The sequence below is a fragment of the Demequina pilifera genome (assembly GCF_048814985.1).
Lineage (GTDB): Bacteria > Actinomycetota > Actinomycetes > Actinomycetales > Demequinaceae > Demequina.
Genome location: NZ_JBMDTW010000001.1, coordinates 198,365 through 216,625, shown reverse-complemented (window position 1 = coordinate 216,625; position 18,261 = coordinate 198,365). Strand labels below are relative to the sequence as shown.

Genomic DNA, 18,261 nt, shown 5'->3' with positions numbered 1-18,261 from the left:
GGCCGGGCGCTTTTTCGTCGCCGCCTAGACTGGTGGGCATGCCCTCCAAGCGCCGTTCGTCCAAGCGCCCCTATGGAGAGCCCCACCCCGAGCTCGACGTCGACCGGGTGTCGAACGCGACCGGGGGCCGGCGGGAGGCGGGCCCGGGCGGCGAGGAGTTCATCGTCGTGACGCCCCGTCCCACGGACAAGACCTATGTGTGCCCCGCCTGCCGGCAGGACATTCCGCCCCGGACGCCCCACATCGTGGCGTGGGCGGCGGACGGGCTGTTCGGGCCCGAGCAGGCCGCCGCTCAGCGTCGGCACTGGCACACGCACTGCTGGAACACCTTTGGGAGGAACCGTGGCTGAGGCCGCCGAGAACGAGGAGATCCGGTCGATGACCGTGCTGCCGGCGATCCGCGAGGACATCGTGCTGCGCACCGAGGACGGGCTCGAGCTCGTGGGCGAACTCGCGCTGCCCGAGGGGGACGAGGTGAAGGCGACGCTCATCACGCTGCACCCGCTGCCCACTCATGGCGGCTTCATGGACTCGCACGTGCTGCGCAAGGCCGCCTGGCGGCTTCCTCACCTGGCGGACGTCGCCGTGATCCGCTTCAACACCCGCGGCACCTCGTCGCCCCGCGGCACGAGCGAGGGCGAGTTCGAGGGCGGCGACGGAGAGGCGGCAGATGTGCGCGCGGCCGTCGACTTCGCCATCGCACGTGGATTGCCCCACCGGTGGCTGCTCGGCTGGAGCTTCGGCACCGAGCTCGCCCTCATGCACGGCTCCGAGCTGGACGTCGAGGGAGCGATCCTGTTGTCGCCGCCGCTGCGCCGGGCGAAGGATGAGGACCTCGAGCGGTGGGCGGAATCGGGCAAGCCCGTCACAGCGATGGTCCCGGAACTCGACGACTTCCTGCAGCCGGCCGAGGCCCGCGAGCGGTTCGCGCCGCTCACGCAGCTGGACCTGATCGCGGTGGACGACGCCAAGCACCTATGGGTCGGGGAGACCTATGTGCGGATCGTGCTCGACGCCATCGTCGATCGAGTGGCCCCGGAGCGCGCGCCCCTTCCCACCGAGGTCCGCGCTGACGTGGTGCAATAGGAGGGACAGCCCGCCGCCCGTCACCAGGGAGACTCCATGAGCCTGATCCCCGACGCCGCCCCCGTGGTCCTTCTCAACGCCTTCCCGCTCGACCGCCAGCAGTGGGAGCCGCTGATCTCCGTGCTGGGCGACCGTGTGCGCGGCGACCTCATCACGTTCGACATGCCCGGCATCGGCGAGATGCCCCTGACCGACGAGGAGCCGGGCCTCGAGCTCATCGCCGACGCCGCGGTGGTCGCGATGCGCGAGGCCACCGGTGCGCAGGCCGCCGTGTGGATCGGCTGCTCGATGGGCGGGTACGTGGCGCTCGCGGTCGCGGAGCGGTGGCCCGATGCGGTCGCCGGCATGGGCCTCGTGTGCACCAAGGCGACGGCTGACGGCGACGAGGCGCGCGCCAAGCGTGAGGACGTGGCCCAGGCGGTCGAGAACGCCGACGGTCATCCTGACCCGAACGGCGCCGCGGAGGGCATGGTCGGCAGCGATGGGCCCGGTCGCGACGAGCTGGTGGAATGGGTGGCCGACAACATCGCGAGGCAGCGCGGCGACGGCATCGCGTGGGGTCAGCGCGCGATGGCGGCCCGGCCCGACCGCACCGAGGTGCTGCGGGGCGTGGACGCTCCCGTGGTCACGGTGATCGGCGGCAGCGACGGGATCGTCGACAGGCATGAGGCCGATGCGATGGCTCAGGCAGCCGGCGTCGACCCGGTGGTCCTCGAGGGAGTGGGGCATCTCGCGGCGCTCGAGGCTCCTGCAGCGACGGCCGATGCGCTGGAGCCCTTGCTGCGCGCCTGACTCGCCACCAGTGAGGCCGGGGTCACGAGCCCCAGTCGTCTCCCGCGGCCAGTCGCTTGGCAAGTGCGTCCGCGAGCGGCATGGACTCGCCGTCCCTCGCACCCCTGCCGAGTTCGAGCGGCGCCTCAGCCGGTTCCAGCGACACGCCCCGCAGCATGCCGGACAGGCTGCGAGGCGCGGACATGACGTAGAACTCGCCGTCGGTGCCGACCGCGACGCTCATGTCCTTCTTCAGGTACCAGCCTTCGAGCGGCGTGCGCAGGCGCGAGCGCCCGTCGTAGGTGCGCGCGGTGAGCGGGACCGGCGTGAGCCCCGCGGCGGCGGCATCCTCAGCGAAGCTGCGGACCAGCTGCGCGGCGCGGCGCGTCTCGCCCTGCCGCTGCCGCTCGAGCGCCTGTGCGCGGCGCAGGTGCGGTGAGGCGGGGGAGTCGTCCGACATGAGTCAGGAGCTGCGGTTGCCGGCCGGCTCGGCGCTGGCGTCGTTCTCGTCCTCGTCCTCGGGAGACGGCGCGGATGCCGACGGAGCCGACTCGGAGTCGGCGGCCCCGGCGGCCTTCTTGAGGCTCGCGACGGGGTCCGCGCCCAACAGCCCGCGCAGGTCGTCGAGGTAGCCGGTGATCGACTCGCGCTGGCGGTTCAGCTCGTCGACCTCGCGCGAGGCGTTGTTGCGCTCGCGCTCGGCGTCCGAGACCGCCTCGGAGATGATGGACTCCGCGTGCTCGCGCGCGCCGGAGACGATCTCGTCAGCGTTGTTGCGGGCGTTGGTGAGGAGTGTCTGGGAGTGGACCTCCGCCTCGCGTCGCACCGTCTCCGCGCGCTCGAGTGCGGCGCTGAGCCGCTCCTCGGCCTCGTCCGCACGCTTGCGCGCGTCCGCGACCATCGCGGCGCCCTCCGCCTGCGCCTCCTCGAGGCGCTTGCTGAGATCCTGCTCCGCCTGCTCCCGCCGCTGCGCGATCTCGACCAGCAGGTCCTCGCGCGTGCGGCGAGCCTCCTCCTGGGCCGCCTCGGCGTCGGCGTGCGCCGCGGTGCGTGCCTCTTCGGCGTCCTTGCGGGCGGTCGCGAGGATGAGCTTGACCTCGGCCTCGCCGTCCGCCACGCGCTGCTCCGCCGTTGCCTCGCCGGCGGCGATCGCCTTCGCGGCCTCGCGGTCGGCGCCCTCGCGGGTCTGCAGGGCGTAGGCGTCCGCCTCGCGCCTCGTGGTCTCTGCGTAGGTGTCGGTCTCGTTGCGCAGGTGGGCGTCGTAGTTCTCGGCCTCCCGGCGCACGCGTGCCGCGTGGTCGTCCGCTTCGCCTCGGGTGGTCAGCGCGTAGTCGTCCGCCGCCTTGCGGGTGGTGACGTCGTATCCATCCGCGTCCTTGCGCACTCCGCGGGCGTAGGTCTCGCCGGCCTCCCGGGTGGACTGGGAGTAGGCGTCGGCGCCCTGGCGGGTGTCGTCGTCGTACTGGTCCGCCTCGTCGCGAGTGTCGCGACTGTACTGATCGGCCTCCGCGCGGGTGTCCTGGTCGTACGCGTCGGCGGCGGCGCGGGTGTCCTGCTCGTACTGGTCGGCCTCCGCACGCACCGCTGCGGCGCTCTCGTCCGCGGCCGCACGGGTGTCCGTGTTGTACGCGTCTGCTGCAGCGCGGGTGTCCTGGTCGTACTGGTCCGCGGCGGCGCGGGTGTCCGCGCGATACGTGTCCGCATCGGCCCTGGTGGCCTCTGCGTAGTCTTCCGCGGCGGCTCGCGTCTGCGCCGCGTCGTCGTCGGCCGATGCACGGGTCGTGTCCGAGTACTGGTCGGCCGCCGCGCGGGTTTCGGTGTCGTACGCGTCCGCGGCGCTGCGCGTCTGTGTCGCGTCGTCGTCGGCCGATGCGCGGGTCGCCTGAGAGTAGTCGTCCGCAGCCGAGCGGGTGTCCTGGTCGTACCGGTCGGCGCCCGCGCGGACGCTGACCGCGTCCTCGTCGGCCGATGCGCGGGTCGCGTCCGAGTACCGGTCCGCGGCCGCTCGGGTCTCGCCGTCGTATTCGTCGGCGTCCGCTCGCAGCGCCGCGGCGTCCGCTTCTGCCTGGCCCCGGATCTCGTGAGCCGTGCGGTCCGCGTCGGCCACCGTGCTGTCGCGATACGCGTCGGCCTCGCCGCGCGTGTCGGCGTCGTAGGCGTCGGCCTCTCGCCTGCTCGCCGTCGCGTAGTCCTCGGCATCCGCCCGGGTGAGGTCGTCGTACTCGTCGGCCTCGGCGTGGAGGGCGTCCGCCTCACGCTGGGCCTGCTGACGGAGGTCGCGCGCCGCGGCCTCCGCGTCCGCCCGCAGCGCCTCGGCGTCGCGATTGGCCTGAGTGAGGAAGGTCTGCGCCTCGTTGCGCATGTTCGCGGCCTGAGATTCTGCGGTGGCGCGCACGTCCGATGCCTCGGCCTCGGCTGCGGCGAGGGCGTCTGCCGCCTCCGCGCTGATCGCCTTGGCCTGGTCGCGAGCGGCCGCGAGCGCCGCTTCGGCCTCGTCGCGGGCGCGCTCCGCGTCCTCCTGCGCCTCCTGCACGAGGCCTTCCGCCTCCGCGCGAGCGCCATCCATCAGCTCGGTCGCCTCGCGCTGGGCGTTGACGCGCATCTCCGTCGCCTCGCGCTCAGCGGTGGCGCGCAGGGTGTGCGCTTCCCGGTCCGCAGTCGCGCGGCGCTCTGCGGCCTCCGCCTCCATGGCGGACGAGGTGCGCTCGGCCTCACGTCGCGCCTTCTCGACGATCTCCGCCCCCTGCCGCGCGGCGGCATCGCGGGCGTTGGTCGCGTCGGATTCCGCGGCCGTGCGAATCTCCTCGGCTTCGCGACGGCTCTGCGCCAGGATCTCCGCCACTTCGTTGTCGGCCCGCGCGCGCAGCTGCTGCGCGGCGACGTTGGCCCGCGCAACGGTGTCCTGCGCGTGTGTGTTGGCGCGCTGCACGACGTCGGAGGACTGCTCCTCCGCGGAGCGCAGCAACTGCTCGACGCGCGCGCCCAGCCCCTTGTAGGTGGGCTGTTCCGACTCCCGGAGGGACCGCTGCGCCTCATCGAACTGCGCGCGGATCTGCGCGGCATCGTGCTGCGCCTGTTCCGCCGTTGACGTGGCCTCCTTGACCGAGTCCTCCAGTCGTGCGATGTGAGCGGCTACGGCCTCGCGGTCGTAGCCGCGCATCGCGACTGGAAACGGAAGGCTCTCATCGGGCATGCTTGTCTCCTCTCGCGCGGTGCGATCGGCCCGCGCGGTCCGCTCCCCAGGGTAGTGCGCGGCCTGAGGTGAGACAAAGCGGGAATGCCCGACGTTACCCCCTTGTCTTAGAGTGGACGTGTACACCTGGAGGTTTGAGTGAGTCTGAGGACAACCGCGCTCGTGGCGGGCGTGATCGGCGTGCTGCTGCTTGCGGCAGGGCTGATCGCCGAGTCGCAGCGTCCGCCGCGCGACGTGACCGCGTCCGCGAGCGTCGATTCCGCCGTCGTCGTCTACGAGGCGGAGATGGTGGCGTTCGCAGGCGACTTCCGGATTGCGGCCTCGGGCGACGGCCCCATCGCCGCCCGTACCGCCAGGCCCGCCGATGCGGAGGCGTGGCTCGCCGATCGCGACGCGACGCTGGTCACCGGGCTCCCGACCTGGGAGACGCTCTCGACCGAGACGTTCGAGGCCGCCGCGCCGGCGCCGTCTCCATCCGCGTCGCCGTCGGCCTCCGAGGAGCCGTCGGAGTCGCCCAGCCCCACCCCCAGTCCGAGCGTCTCTCCGTCTGCAGGCGCAGACGAGGCCGAGCCGGTGAGCATCCTGGCCGAGGGGTCGCAGGACCACTGGCGCGCCGACTGGCGAGGCGAGGGACGGCTGTCGATCCAGGCCTCGGACGTGCCGCCAGGAGAGACCCTCCTGCTCGTCAGCGAGGACGGATCCGACCTGTCCGTGACCGATCTCGCTCTCACCCGGGACGTCGACGACGGGTGGATCACACCCCTGATCTGGTGGGGAGTGTTCCTGGTCGCGGTCGGGGTCATCGCTCTCGTGCTGCGGTTCATCGACCTGCGGCCGGCCCAGGCGCGGGGCGAGGAGTGGATGGCCAAGCGTCAGCGCGCGGGTGAGGACGGCGAGGGGCCCCGGCCCAGCAGCCGGCGAGCCCGCCGCGCCAATGGCGAGCACCTGCCTGACGCGAGCCTCGACGAGGACGAGCCGCCCGCATCGGCCGCCTCCCCCGCATCGGCCGCCTCCCCCGCATCGGCCGATGCCGCGCCGCCCGCCGGCGCGGACGGCGAACAGCCCGACCACGACCACCGTCCCGGAGAGGAGCACCGATGAATCGGCTCATGATCACCGGCGCTGCCGCGGCAGCCGGAGCGGTCCTCCTGTCGGGCTGCGTCGCGGAGGTGCCCGCCCCGGTGACGTCCCCGCCCCCGATGACGGAGGCGGCCGCGCTCCTCGAAGCGCAGAGCACGCAGATCGTCGACGACACCCTCGCCGAGCTGTCCGCCGCGGACGAAGCTCGCGACGCGGAGCTGCTGACCGAGCGCGTGGGTGGCGACGCCAAAGAGCTTCGCGCCATCGAGTACACGCTCGCGGAGGCCGAGGACGGGCCCGATCTGACGCAGATCCCGTCGGAGATCCAGGCCGCCTACGTCTCGGGCGCCGAGACCTGGCCGCGCACGCTCGTGGCGGTGACCGAGCAGGCGTCCGAGGACGTCACGCCCGTGGTGCTGCTGTGGGTCCAGGATTCGATCGACGCCGAGTATCAGCTGCGGGGCTGGGCTCACATGGTGCCCGGCGCCACATTGCCCGCGATGCCCGGCACGTCGTCCGGTGCGGAGCAGCTCGAGATGGCGAGTGATGCGACCGAGCCGACGCCCGAGGCGGCGCTGACGGACTACGTCGAGCTGCTCCGTGAGGGCGAGGGCTCGGACCTCGAGGAGGCGTACGCCGCCGACTCGTATCGTGAGCGGCTGTTCGCGGCGCGCGAGACGCTGACCGAGGCCGCGGAGGACTCGGACGGCGAGTACACCGAGACCATCGACACGAACGTCGAACGCTCCTATGCCATGGGAACCGCGGACGGCGGTGCGCTGGTGTTCGCGCCGATCCGGATCCGATCGTCCTTCACGGTGGAGGACGCGACGGTCTCGATTCCCGAGGACGACGAGCCGCTTCTCGAGGGCGAACTCGAGGACACCGTGACGCACGAGTACCTCGACATGATCGTGATGTACATCCCCGGCCCGGACGTCGACGAGCCGCCTGCGGTGGTCGCGGCCGAGCACACCCTGATCAAAGTCTCCGATAGTTAGGCAAGAATGACTGCTGAAAACTCCGACGTGCCGCTGCGCGGCTCGGTCGATCTGTCCCAGCTCATCAAGAAGGACGAGCCCGCCGCGCCCGCGCCGCAGGCGCAGGGCGCTGCGCCGGCGCCCATCGAGGTGACCGAGCAGAGCCTGCAGGAGCTCGCTCAGACCTCCGCGCAGGTGCCCGTGGTGATCGTGTTCCTGTCGAGCGCCTCCCCGGCGTCCAAGGAGCTGGTCGAGCGCATGCGCACGACCGTGGCGAGCTACAACGGCGCGTTCGTGCTGGCGACATGCGACATCGACACCCAGGCGTCCGTCGCTGGGGCGTTCCAGATCCAGTCCGTGCCGACGGTGATGGCGCTGATCGCCGCTCGCCCCGCGCCGCTGTTCCAGGGCAACGCGGAGGATGAGCAGATCCGCAGCGTCCTCGACCAGGTGCTCGAGATCGCCAAGCAGAACGGCGTGACGGGCCGCGTGGGCGCCGCCCCCGAGCAGGCTCCGGGGCCGCCTGAGCCCGAGCCGCTTCCGCCGCTGCACCAGGAGGCGTACGAGGCGATCGAGCGCGAGGACTACCCGGCGGCCATCGACGCGTACGACCGGGCGTTGCGCGAGAACCCCAAGGACGCGGATGCGCGCGCCGGCCGCGCGCAGGTCGCGCTCATGGAGCGCAGCCGACTCGCGGATCTCGACGCCGTGCGCGCGGACGCCGCCGACAAGCCCGATGACGTCGACGCCCAGATGGCCGTGGCGGACCTCGACGTGATGGGCGGCCAGGTGGAGGACGCCTTCGCCCGCCTGATCGACACCGTGCGGGTGAGCTCCGGGCCCGAGCGTGAGCAGCTGCGCGTGCGCCTTCTCGAGCTGTTCGACGTGGTCGGCGGCGACGACCCGCGGGTGATCCAGGCGCGCCAGGCGCTCGCGGCCGCGCTCTTCTAGCCTCGTCCCACTTCCTGGCGCCTGCTGTCCGGCACTGGTTGACGCCTGTGGCGCCTCGTGGCGCCCTGTCCGGCACTGGTTGTCACGAGGTGCCGGACAGGGCGCCATCAACCCCGGTAGGCGTCAATGAGTGCCGGACGGGGGAGAGGGGTCAGCGCGCGGGGCGCAGGATGACCGCGCCGAGCGGCGGGATGCGCAGTTCCGCGCTCCACTGCCACTCGCCCACACCGCGTGCGGTGGACTCGACCGCCCCGAGGTTGCCCACGCCGGAGCCGCCGTACACCTCTGCGTCGGTGTTCAGCACCTCTTCCCAGTCGCCCCCGGATGGGAGCCCGAGCCGGTAGCGTTCGTGCGGCACTCCCGCGAAGTTGATCACCACGGCTACGGGCTCGCCGCGGCTGTCCCATCGCAGGTAGGCGATGAGGTTGCGGTCGGAGGAGTCGGCGTCGACCCACGTGAAGCCCTGCGAGTCGGCGTCGCGCTCCCACAACGCCGGCATGTCCCTGTAGAGCCCGTTCAGGTCCTTCACCAGGTTCTTGAGGCCGGCGTGGAGTCCGTCGTCGAGGTGCCACCAGTCGATGGACCGGCCCTCGGACCACTCGGCCTCCTGGCCGATCTCGTCGCCCATGAAGATGAGCTGCTTGCCCGGGTGCGTCCACTGGTACGCGTACAGCGCCCGCAGGCCCGCCACCTTCTGCCAGTGGTCACCAGGCATGCGGGTGAACAGTGAGCCTTTCCCGTGCACGACCTCATCGTGGCTGAGAGGCAGCATGAAGTGCTCCGAGAAGGCGTACATCAGGGAGAACGTGATGGTGTGGTGGTGATAGGAGCGGTTGATCGTGTCCTCGCGCAGGTAGCGCAGGGTGTCGTTCATCCATCCCATGTTCCACTTGAGCCCGAATCCCAGCCCGCCGCCGGAGGTGGGCGCCGTGACGCCCGGCCATGCGGTCGACTCCTCGGCCACCATGACGATTCCGGGGCACACCCGGTACGCCGTGGCATTGGTCTCCTGCAGGAAGGCGATGGCATCGAGGTTCTCGCGGCCGCCATGGATGTTCGGGCGCCACTGGCCGGCGCTGCGCGAGTAGTCCAGGTAGAGCATGGATGCGACGGCGTCGACACGCAGGCCGTCGGCGTGGAACTCCTGGAGCCAGTACAGCGCGTTGGCGACGAGGAAGTTGCGCACCTCGCGCCGGCCGAAGTCGAAGATGAAGGTGCCCCAGTCGGGCTGCTCCCCGCGCAGCGGGTCGGGGTGCTCGTACAGCGGGGTGCCGTCGAAGCGGCCCAGCGCCCACTCGTCCTTGGGGAAGTGGCCGGGGACCCAGTCGAGAATCACTCCCACGCCGGCCTGGTGCAGCTCGTCGATGAAGTACCGCAGCTCGTCGGGCGAGCCGAATCGTGAATCGGGAGCGTAATACGACGTGACCTGGTATCCCCACGAACCGCCGAACGGATGCCCCATGACGGGCATGAGCTCGACGTGGGTGAAGCCCATCTCGGACACGTACTCGACGAGCTCCTTCGCCAGCTCCCGGTAGCCGAGTCCCTGCCGCCACGAGCCGAGGTGGACCTCGTAGACGCTCATGGGGGAGCGGTGCGGCTCGGCGTTGGTGCGCTTGGCCATCCAATCCGCGTCGCGCCATTCGTAGGACGACTCGGTGACGACCGATGCGGTCAGCGGCGGCAGCTCGATGCAGCGCGCCATCGGGTCGGCCTTCTGCTTCCAGTGGCCGTCGCGTCCCAGGATCTCGTACTTGTACTTGGTCCCGTCGCCGACGCCGGGGACGAACAGCTCCCACAGCCCGGAGGATCCGAGGGAGCGCATCGCGTGCGTCACCCCGTTCCAACTGTTGAACTCGCCGACCACCCGCACGGCGCGCGCGTTGGGGGCCCACACCACGAAGGAGGTGCCGGTCACGTCTCCCAGCACGGACGGGAAGCGGCGCACGTTCGCGCCGAGCACGTCCCACAGTCGCTCGTGGCGGCCCTCGCGGAACAGATGCTGATCCAGCTCGCCGGGGCCGGGCAGGAACCGGTAGGGGTCGTCCTGCACCAGCGGCTCGGCATCGTACGTGACGTGCACGCGGTAGTCGGGCGCCTCGTCGCCGGGCAGGTCCGCGCGCCACACCCCCTCGTGCTCGTGCACGGCGTCGAAGGCGCCGTCGAGGGTCTCGATGCGGACCTCGCTCGCGAGCGGCCGCAGCACCCGCACCGTCACGCCGTCATCGCCGACATGAGGCCCCAGCACCGCATGCGGCTCGTGGTGCGTGCCCGCCGCGATCTCGCGCAGCGCGCTCATGTCAATGTCCTTGGCTGTCATCGCGCATCACCAGCCCGTCCGTCGTTTGCGGTGCGGCGCCCGTCGGACGCCGTCATCGTGCCTCGCAGGGAGTAGTTCGCCACCATCCCTCTCCACCCTAGCGTCCCGCGCTGAGTGACGATCGTGGGGCCACTCACAGTCCACGCACCCCAGCGACGTGCGCCATGGTCTCCGCCGGATCGAACCTCACGTAGAACTCCTTGCCCCAGGTGTAGGTCGCATCGGTGAGCGCGTCGTCCACGACCATCCGGGCATCGTCCGTGAGCCCCAGCGCCGCCATGTCGAGGGTGATGATCGAGTCGCGGACCACGTGGGGATCGAGGCTCACGGCGACGATCACGGTGTCGGCCTTGCCCGTGGGCGACTCGGCCGCGGGCACGTGCCTCGAGAAGCACAGGATGTCCTCGTTGGTGCTCGAGTGCAGCGTGAATCCCCGCAACCGCCGCAACGCCACGTGACGCTTGCGCGCGGTGTTGAGCCGAGTCAGCACGTCCTGCACCCCGTAGCGGTCCGCGGCGGCCCAGTCCCGGGGCTTGAACTCGTACTTCTCGTTGTCGATCTGCTCCTCCACGCCCGGCCGCGGGACGTTCTCGACGAACTCGTAGCCGGTGTAGATGCCGTAGCTCGGGGACCCCGTGGCGGCGAGCACGGCGCGCGCCTTGAAGAGGGGAGCGCCGCCCGCCTGCATGTCCGGGGTGAGGATGTCGTGAGTGGTGGGCCAGAAGTTGGGGCGCATGTAGAACGAGGATTCCCGGTCCGAGACCTCCTCGAGGTACTCGCCCATCTCTGCGGCATTCTGGCGCCACGTGAAGTACGTGTACGACTGGTGGAAGCCGATGCGGGCAAGGGTGTGCATCATCGCCGGCCGGGTGAACGCCTCGGCCAGGAAGATCACGTCGGGGTGCTCGCGCGCGATGTCCCGCAGCAGCCGCTCCCAGAAGGTGAGGGGCTTGGTGTGGGGATTGTCAACGCGGAACAGGGTCACGCCGGCGTCGATCCAGACCTGCACGACGGCGCGGACGGCCTGGTAGATGCCCTCCGGGTCGTTGTCGAAGTTGAGGGGATAGATGTCCTGGTACTTCTTGGGCGGGTTCTCCGCGTAGGCGATGGTGCCGTCGGTCCTGGTGGTGAACCACTCGGGGTGCTCGGTGACCCACGGGTGGTCCGGGGAGCACTGGAGCGCGAGGTCGAGCGCCACTTCGAGGCCGAGCTCGTTCGCGCGCGCCACGAAGGAGCGGAACGATCGCATGGTCCCGAGGTCCGTGTGGATCGCGTCGTGACCGCCGTCCGCGGCGCCGATCGCGTACGGGCTGCCGGGATCGCCCGGCTCTGCGCGCAGCGAGTTGTTGCGGCCCTTGCGGTGGGTGTCGCCGATGGGATGGATGGGCGTGAGGTAGACGACGTCGAAGCCCATCTCGGCGATGCCGGGCAGCCGCTTGGCGGCCGTGGTGAACGTGCCTGAGCGCCACTCGCCGGTGGACTTGACGTAGCGGGCGCCCTCCGACCGCGGGAAGATCTCGTACCACGCGGAGACCAGCGCCTTCTCGCGCTGAATGAGAAGGGGATACACCGCCGAGGGGCTGACCCACTCGCGCAGCGGCCGCGCGGTCATCTCCGCAGCCATCTCTTCGCTGATCGCGGGCGCGAGCCTGGCCTCGGGGGCGAGCGACTGGTCGCCCAGCGTGTCGATCGCCTCGGTGAGCCGCGCCTTGCCAGCGGCGGTGCGGCGCACCTCCTTGAGCGTTCGCGTCAGCACGGTGACGCCGTCGTCGAGCATGAGCTGCACGTCGACGCCCGCCTTCACCTTCACCTCGGCCGCATGCGCCCAGGTGGAGTACGGGTCGGACCAGGCCTCGACGTGAAAGGTGTGGTGCCCCTCGAGCTTGGGGATCCACGCGGCCTCATAAAGGGAGTTGCCCCAGTCGGTGCACGGCATCGGGAGCACGTCCCGCTTGCCGTCCGGTCGGGTGACGACCACTGTCGCGCCCTCCGCGTCGTGGCCCTCGCGGAAGATCGTGGCCCAGATGGGCACCGCCTCCCCGACGACAGCGCGGGCCGGCCAGCGGCCCTCTTCGAGGGAGGGACCTACCCCAACGATCGGGATGCGTCCGACGGACAATTCTCCAGGGAACGGCATACTCCGAACCTACCTGCTCCGCGCGAGGACCGGTAGCGCACCTCGCGCGGGAGGTGGCGGACACGGCCGATGCGCGGGTCGGCGGGCAGCGGATCGCGGCACCCTCCCGCGGTCGCCTGGAGAACAGTCGGCCGTCTACACCTCGGACAGGTACAGCCGCACGGTCTGCGCCTCGAGCGTCTCCGTCTGGCCGGGGGCCACGACCTCGATCTCGACGCCCTCGGGCGTCTCCCACGCCGAGTCCCACACCAGTCGCCACGGCTTGCCGTCGTCGAACGGAATCGTCACCTCGACGGGGTCCCGCCAGCCATTGATCATCAGCAGCGCGTCGGGCTCGCCGATGTCGGACAGCGACCGCATGAACTGCAGCACGCGCGTGCCGGGGTCCTCCCACCAGTCCTCGGTCTCGGGCTCGCCCGTCGCGGTGAACCAGGCCGAATCCGCGCGCGGGTTCGAGTCGTCGGGACGGGGATCCCGGCCCTCGTAGAAGGTGGCGGGCCGCAGCACCCGGTGCAGCAGCCGGAGGCTGACGAGGTGCGCCACTGTGGCCCGCAGGTCCTCCTGCCATGGCTCGTGCGACCAGTTCAGCCACGAGATCTCGTTGTCCTGGCAGTAGGCGTTGTTGTTGCCGCCCTGGGTGTTGCCGAACTCGTCGCCGGCCAGCAGCATCGGCGTGCCCGCGGACAGCAGCGTGGTGCTCAGCAGGTTGCGAACGGACCTGCGCCGCATCGCGAGGATGTCGTCGTCGTCCGTCTCTCCCTCGACGCCATGGTTCCAGGATCTGTTGTTGTCAGTCCCGTCCCGGTTGTCCTCGCCGTTGGCCTCGTTGTGCTTGCCGTTGTACGCCGTGAGGTCGTGCGCGGTGAAGCCGTCGTGACACGTGACGAAGTTGATCGAGGCCAGCGGGCCGCGCGCGAGCGGCGGCTCGGTGTGGCCGAACAGATCGGAGGAACCGGCCAGCCTCGTGGCGAGCTCCGGGGCCGTGGGGTGGTGCCTGCCGCCCTTGGCCGTGTCGGTCAGCCAGAACGAGCGGATGCGGTCGCGGAACCTGTCGTTCCACTCCGTCATGGGGGCCGGGAAGTTGCCCACCTGCCATCCGCCCAGGCCGGTGTCCCACGGCTCGGCGATGAGTTTCACGCCGCCCAGCACGCTGTCCATGGTGAGGCCCACGAGGAACGGGTGCCGCGTCGAGAAGCCGTGGCCGGTGCGACCGAGCGTCACGGCAAGGTCGAACCGGAACCCGTCGACGCCCACCTCCTCGACCCAGAACTTGAGCGAGTCGATCGCCATCTGGACCACGCGGGGCTGAGTGAAGTCCAGCGTGTTGCCGGTGCCGGTCATGTCGTCGTAATGGCCGGGGGAGTGCGGCTGGTGCTTGTAGTAGTCGTGGTTGTCGAGACCGCGCCAGCTGAGCACGCGGTCGCCCCAGCCGGCCTCGGCGGTGTGGTTGTAGACCACGTCGAGGATGACCTCGAGTCCCGCCTGATGCAGCAGGTCGACCATGCCCACGAACTCGTCGAGCACTCCCTGCGCGCCCTTGGCCCGCGCCTCGGCCGTGGCGTAGGGGGCGTGGGGCGAGAAGAATCCGGCCGTGGAGTAGCCCCAGTAGTTGCTCAGCCCGCTGTGATCCAGGTGAGGCTCCGACGCGAATGCGTGCACGGGCAGCAACTCGATCGTGGTGACGCCCAGCGACTTCAGGTACTCGACCGAGGCGGGGTGCGCCAGGCCGGCGTAGGTGCCTCGCAACTCCTCCGGGACGCCCTCCATCTGCTTGGTGAAGCCCTTGACGTGCAGCTCGTAGACGACGGTGTCCTCCCACGGCACCCACGGGTGCGGGGTCTGCCACGAGCCGCCAGGCTCGACAGTGACGACCGAGCGCGGCATCAGCGGCGCCGTGTCGGTCGCGTCCCGGTTGGACAGCAGGGTCTGAGAGCCCTCCGCGTTCATCGGCGTGAACTCGCCCTCGATGCCGCGCCCATAGGGGTCGAGCAGCAGCTTTGCGGGGTTGTACCGGTGGCCCTTGTGGGGCTGCCAGGGGCCCGCCGCGCGGAAGCCGTAGAGCTGGCCCTCGGCGATGCCGGGGACGAACGCGTGCCAGACGCCGGCGGTGGGCCCGTGGAGCGCGATGCGCTCCTCGGCGCCCTCCGCATCGAAGAGGCAGACGTCGACGGCGGTGGCGTGGCCGGCGTAGACGCCGACCACCGCGCCCCCGTCGACGAGGTGGACGCCCAGGCGATGCGGCGTAGGGGAGGGGGTAACACCTTCACGGGACATGGTCCCATTGTGCCCGTGCTGGCGGTTCTCGCGGTGATGTCGGGGCATCGCGCCTCGACCGGTGCCATCGGGGCGGCTAGCCTTCCGGCATGCTCGCCCCCGATTCCTCCCCGTCAGTTCGCGCACGCGTGCGCGATCTCACGGAGTCCGCGCCCTTTCAGCGGATCATCATCGCGCTCATCGTCCTCAACGCACTGATCCTGGGTGCCGAGACGTATCCCGCCGTCATGGCGAGCTGGGGCGGGCTGCTCGAGACCGCCAACGCGGTGATCGTCAGCGTCTTCGTGATCGAGATCGTCCTGCGCATCTACGGGCACGGGAAGGCGTTCTTCCGCGACGGGTGGAGCCTGTTCGACCTGTTCGTGGTGCTGGTGGCGCTCATTCCGACCGGCACCGGGTCCGAGGTGCTGCGCGTGCTCAGGCTGCTGCGCGTGCTCAGGCTGCTCTCCGCGGTCAAGTCGATGCGGCTGGTGATCAACGCGTTGGGCGCAGCGATCCCCGGAATCCTCAGCATCGGCGCGCTGCTCGTGATGATCATGTACATGTTCGCGGTGAGCTCGACCCTGCTCTTCAAGGACATGCGGCCCGACGCGTTCGGCGACCTGTGGACGTCGAACATGTCGCTGTTCAGGATCATGATCTCGGACGGCTGGCCGGACCTGGTGGTCCCCATGGTGCAGGAGGCCGGGTGGATCGCCGCGTACTTCATCGTGTTCAACGTGGTGACGACCTTCATCGCGCTGAACCTGTTCGTCGCCGTGACGGTCGAGGCGATGAACCGGCGCCATGAGCCCAAGGCCGACCTCGCGGGAGGGCATGGCGGAGACCGCGCCGACGACGTCTCGGCCGAGGTGCTGACCGAGCTGCGCGCTCTCCGTGAGCAGGTGGCGCGGCTCGAGGGCCGACTCGCCCGCGAGTAGGCAAGTCCTACGCGGGGGTCGCCCGTGGTGCGGGGTCGAGCAAGGCGCCGCGTCGCTCGCGGGCCGAGGCCACGCCCAACCACGAGTGCGGCACGCCTTGGAAGCACCACCCGAGCTTGGGGGCGCCAGCCGAGATCCACAGGGCGGGAACACGTTTGTCGCCCCGCGTGGAGCCAGCGAGCATGAAGCAGTGGTTCTTGACCAGGAACTCGGGGTGCGTCGCCATGATCGACAGCCCCTCCGCGATCGTCAGGGGCGTGCGGTCGCGACCCGCGATCACGGGGAGGGCGTCCCGCGGCGCCACATCGCGGAACTTGTCGCCGCGCTCCACGGCGACCAGCAGGTACGCGTCGGCGGCGGGCACTGCGACATCCTCACGCGCGCGGTAGGGCGCGAGTCCATCGTTGCCATGATTGCGGTCGAGGATGCCTTCTTTGGCGGAGCCGGGCAGTCTCATGCCGGGCACGCGGAGTTCCGACGCGATGAGTGAGTCGCTCACCACCGCCACGTAGGGCAGGAAGCCGGCCCGGACATCGGCCGCCTGGGGGAGCTCCGATGCGGCGTCGCGAAGCGGCGCGAACAGTCCGCGGAAGTCCTCCTCGTGCAGGCCGGCGAGGTCGGCGAGGCCGGCCTCAACCTGAGCGTCGATCTGGCGGTCCAGCAGCAGTGCAGCCACGGCGTCCTCCCTCACGGCCACGTTGAGAACGGCCCGACGGGGCACCGGGTTCCCACCGCTAGTCTTGGTGGCATGCGAATCCTGGTCACGGTCAAGCACGTCCCCGACCTCCAGTCCAACCGCTCGTTCACTGACGGAACGGTGACGCGGACGGCGGAGGACGGCTCCATGAACGAGCTCGACGAGCACGCGGTCGAGGCCGCCCTGCAGCTGGTCGAGGAGGCAGGCGAGGGCGAGGTGTACGCGCTCACGATGGGCGGGCCCGACGCCGTCTCAGCGGTGCGCAAGGCGCTCCAGCTCGGCGCCCACCACGCGATCCATGTCAGCGATGAGGCCATCGCCGGATCGGACGTGTTCGGCACCGCGATGGTCATCGGTGCGGCCGTGCGCAAGGTGCACGCCGAGACCCCGCTCGACATGGTCATCACCGGCATGGCGGCCCTCGACGGCCTCACGTCGATGTTCCCCACCGCGCTCGCGGCCGAGCTCGACTGGTCCCAGCTCACCCTCGCATCGGGCCTGTCCGTCGCCGGCGGAGAGGCGACGATCGTGCGCCACCTGCCGGACGCGCGCGAGACCGTCGCCGCCCCGCTTCCCGCGGTGGTATCCGTCACCGACGAGGCGAACAAGCCGCGCTACCCCAACTTCAAGCTGATCATGGCGGCGCGCAAGGCAGAGGTGCCCGTGTGGACGCTCGAGGATCTGGGCATCGACGCCGCGCTCGTGGGCGGGGACGCGGCGCGGGCCACCGTGGTCGACGCCTCCGAGCGGCCGCCGCGCGAGAACCGCCGACAAGTCACCGACAAGGGTGAGGGAGGCCGCGAGTTGGCCGAGTTCCTCATCGAGAAGGGACTCGCATGAGCTCCGGATACGTCGCCGTCCTGATCGAGCACCGCGACGGTGCCGTGACCCACCCGTCACTCGAGGCGCTCACGCTGGCGCGTTCGCTCGGCACCCCCATCGCGCTCTGGCTGGGAGAGTCGCCAGCGGCCGATGCGGTCGCCCAGTTGGGCGAGTACGGCGCCTCCGAGGTGCGGGTGGTGGGCATTGGCGAGGAGTCGCGACTGCCGGCCAAGGCCGCCGCCGCGATCGCCGCCGCGACCGAGGACGCCCCCGTCCTGGTGGTGATCTCCACCTTCGTGACGAAGGAGATCGCGACCCGCCTGGCCGTCCTGAACGGCGCAGGCGTGGTCGTCGACGCCGCGGGAGCCTCCCTGGTCGATGGCCGCGTCGAGACCTTCCAGACGGTGTTCGCCGCCACGTGGAACGTGCGCACCCGCATCGACGCCGACCGCGCGATCGTGGGCGTGCGCCCCAACACCACCCAGGCGACGCCGGCCGAGCAGCCGGGCGCCGCGACCGTGAACCAGGTCGAGGTGACGCTGCCGCAGACTCGCGAGCGCATCGTCTCCGTGGAGCCCGTCGAGCAGGGCGAGGGCGTGCCGCTCGCTGAGGCGCCGGTCGTGGTCTCCGGCGGCCGCGGGACCAATGGTGACTACACGCTGGTGGCCGAGTTCGCCGAACTGCTCGGGGGCGCCGTGGGGGCGTCGCGCGACGCCACCGACGAGGGCTGGATCAGCCACGAGCACATGGTGGGTCAGACCGGCACCACGGTCACGCCCGCGCTGTACGTGGCGTGCGGGATCTCAGGGGCGGTGCACCACCGCGGTGGCATGCAGGCCTCGGGGACGATCGTGGCCATCAACATGGACCCCGATGCGCCGATCTTCGAGATCAGCGACTTCGGGGTCGTGGGCAGCCTCTTCGACGTGATTCCGCAGGCGATCGAGACCATCAAGGCGCACCGGGGCTCCGCACTGTAGGGGCCCCATCCGCTCGCGGTGTGAGGCACGGTCGCGGCGTCGTCGCAAAG

The 18,261-nt window shown here is 70.8% G+C and carries 15 protein-coding genes; 9 read left to right on the top strand and 6 right to left on the bottom strand.

Going from position 1 to position 18,261, the window contains the following annotated elements; all coding sequences use genetic code 11:
- Positions 1-38: 38 nt before the first annotated feature.
- The 3 genes from ACNI14_RS00935 to ACNI14_RS00925 are packed head-to-tail and all read left to right on the top strand — an operon-like array spanning position 39 to position 1,878.
- The gene (locus tag ACNI14_RS00935; RefSeq protein WP_420518054.1) at positions 39-350 is read left to right on the top strand and encodes an Rv1322 family protein; all 312 of its coding nucleotides are present in this window, start codon (positions 39-41) and stop codon (positions 348-350) included.
- A 28-nt stretch (positions 351-378) separates the two neighbouring features.
- Positions 379-1,086, top strand: coding sequence for an alpha/beta hydrolase (locus tag ACNI14_RS00930; protein ID WP_420518415.1), 708 nt, complete (start codon positions 379-381; stop codon positions 1,084-1,086).
- A gap of 36 nt (positions 1,087-1,122) precedes the next feature.
- Positions 1,123-1,878: an alpha/beta fold hydrolase gene (locus ACNI14_RS00925; protein WP_420518053.1), complete on the top strand. Its 756-nt coding sequence runs from the start codon at positions 1,123-1,125 to the stop codon at positions 1,876-1,878.
- Between the two features lie 22 nt (positions 1,879-1,900).
- Here the strand turns inward: ACNI14_RS00925 and ACNI14_RS00920 are convergent, their stop codons facing one another.
- Together ACNI14_RS00920 and ACNI14_RS00915 are read right to left on the bottom strand one after the other, a co-directional pair.
- Positions 1,901-2,317, bottom strand: coding sequence for a hypothetical protein (locus tag ACNI14_RS00920; protein WP_420518052.1), 417 nt, complete (start codon positions 2,315-2,317; stop codon positions 1,901-1,903).
- 3 nt (positions 2,318-2,320) lie between these two features.
- Positions 2,321-5,050, bottom strand: a complete 2,730-nt coding sequence (locus ACNI14_RS00915; RefSeq protein WP_420518051.1) for a hypothetical protein — start codon at positions 5,048-5,050, stop codon at positions 2,321-2,323.
- 138 nt (positions 5,051-5,188) lie between these two features.
- Between ACNI14_RS00915 and ACNI14_RS00910 the strand changes: the two genes are divergently transcribed.
- The 3 genes from ACNI14_RS00910 to ACNI14_RS00900 are packed head-to-tail and all read left to right on the top strand — an operon-like array spanning position 5,189 to position 8,061.
- A complete protein-coding gene (locus ACNI14_RS00910) occupies positions 5,189-6,151 on the top strand; it encodes a hypothetical protein (RefSeq protein WP_420518050.1) in 963 nt (320 codons plus the stop codon).
- Positions 6,148-7,131 (top strand): DUF8094 domain-containing protein, encoded by a 984-nt coding sequence (locus ACNI14_RS00905; protein WP_420518049.1) that lies wholly within the window; start codon positions 6,148-6,150, stop codon positions 7,129-7,131. Before ACNI14_RS00910 ends, ACNI14_RS00905 begins: the two co-directional genes overlap by 4 nt.
- 6 nt (positions 7,132-7,137) lie before the next feature.
- On the top strand, positions 7,138-8,061 hold the full coding sequence (locus ACNI14_RS00900; protein WP_420518048.1) for a tetratricopeptide repeat protein: 924 nt from the start codon (positions 7,138-7,140) through the stop codon (positions 8,059-8,061).
- A gap of 151 nt (positions 8,062-8,212) precedes the next feature.
- Here the strand turns inward: ACNI14_RS00900 and glgB are convergent, their stop codons facing one another.
- The 3 genes from glgB to glgX all read right to left on the bottom strand — a co-directional run bounded on the left by glgB (position 8,213) and on the right by glgX (position 14,792).
- Entirely contained in the window at positions 8,213-10,360 is a 2,148-nt protein-coding gene (gene glgB, locus ACNI14_RS00895; protein WP_420518047.1) for a 1,4-alpha-glucan branching protein GlgB, read from the bottom strand.
- Positions 10,361-10,514: 154 nt separating this feature from the next.
- The gene (locus ACNI14_RS00890) at positions 10,515-12,518 is read right to left on the bottom strand and encodes an alpha-1,4-glucan--maltose-1-phosphate maltosyltransferase (protein ID WP_420518046.1); all 2,004 of its coding nucleotides are present in this window, start codon (positions 12,516-12,518) and stop codon (positions 10,515-10,517) included.
- Positions 12,519-12,653: 135 nt separating this feature from the next.
- Positions 12,654-14,792 carry a glycogen debranching protein GlgX gene (glgX, locus tag ACNI14_RS00885; RefSeq protein ID WP_420518045.1) on the bottom strand — a complete coding sequence of 713 codons (2,139 nt, stop codon included), beginning with the start codon at positions 14,790-14,792 and terminating at the stop codon, positions 12,654-12,656.
- Between the two features lie 89 nt (positions 14,793-14,881).
- Between glgX and ACNI14_RS00880 the strand changes: the two genes are divergently transcribed.
- Positions 14,882-15,712: an ion transporter gene (locus ACNI14_RS00880; RefSeq protein ID WP_420518044.1), complete on the top strand. Its 831-nt coding sequence runs from the start codon at positions 14,882-14,884 to the stop codon at positions 15,710-15,712.
- A 7-nt stretch (positions 15,713-15,719) separates the two neighbouring features.
- Here ACNI14_RS00880 and ACNI14_RS00875 read toward each other — a convergent pair whose 3' ends face one another.
- Positions 15,720-16,388 (bottom strand): DUF5701 family protein, encoded by a 669-nt coding sequence (locus ACNI14_RS00875; RefSeq protein ID WP_420518043.1) that lies wholly within the window; start codon positions 16,386-16,388, stop codon positions 15,720-15,722.
- 72 nt (positions 16,389-16,460) lie between these two features.
- On the opposite strand from ACNI14_RS00875, the gene ACNI14_RS00870 reads away from it, so the two are divergent.
- Both ACNI14_RS00870 and ACNI14_RS00865 read left to right on the top strand, forming a co-directional pair.
- Entirely contained in the window at positions 16,461-17,249 is a 789-nt protein-coding gene (locus tag ACNI14_RS00870) for an electron transfer flavoprotein subunit beta/FixA family protein (RefSeq protein ID WP_420518042.1), read from the top strand.
- Positions 17,246-18,211: an electron transfer flavoprotein subunit alpha/FixB family protein gene (locus ACNI14_RS00865; protein ID WP_420518041.1), complete on the top strand. Its 966-nt coding sequence runs from the start codon at positions 17,246-17,248 to the stop codon at positions 18,209-18,211. Before ACNI14_RS00870 ends, ACNI14_RS00865 begins: the two co-directional genes overlap by 4 nt.
- The last annotated feature ends 50 nt before the right edge of the window (positions 18,212-18,261 follow it).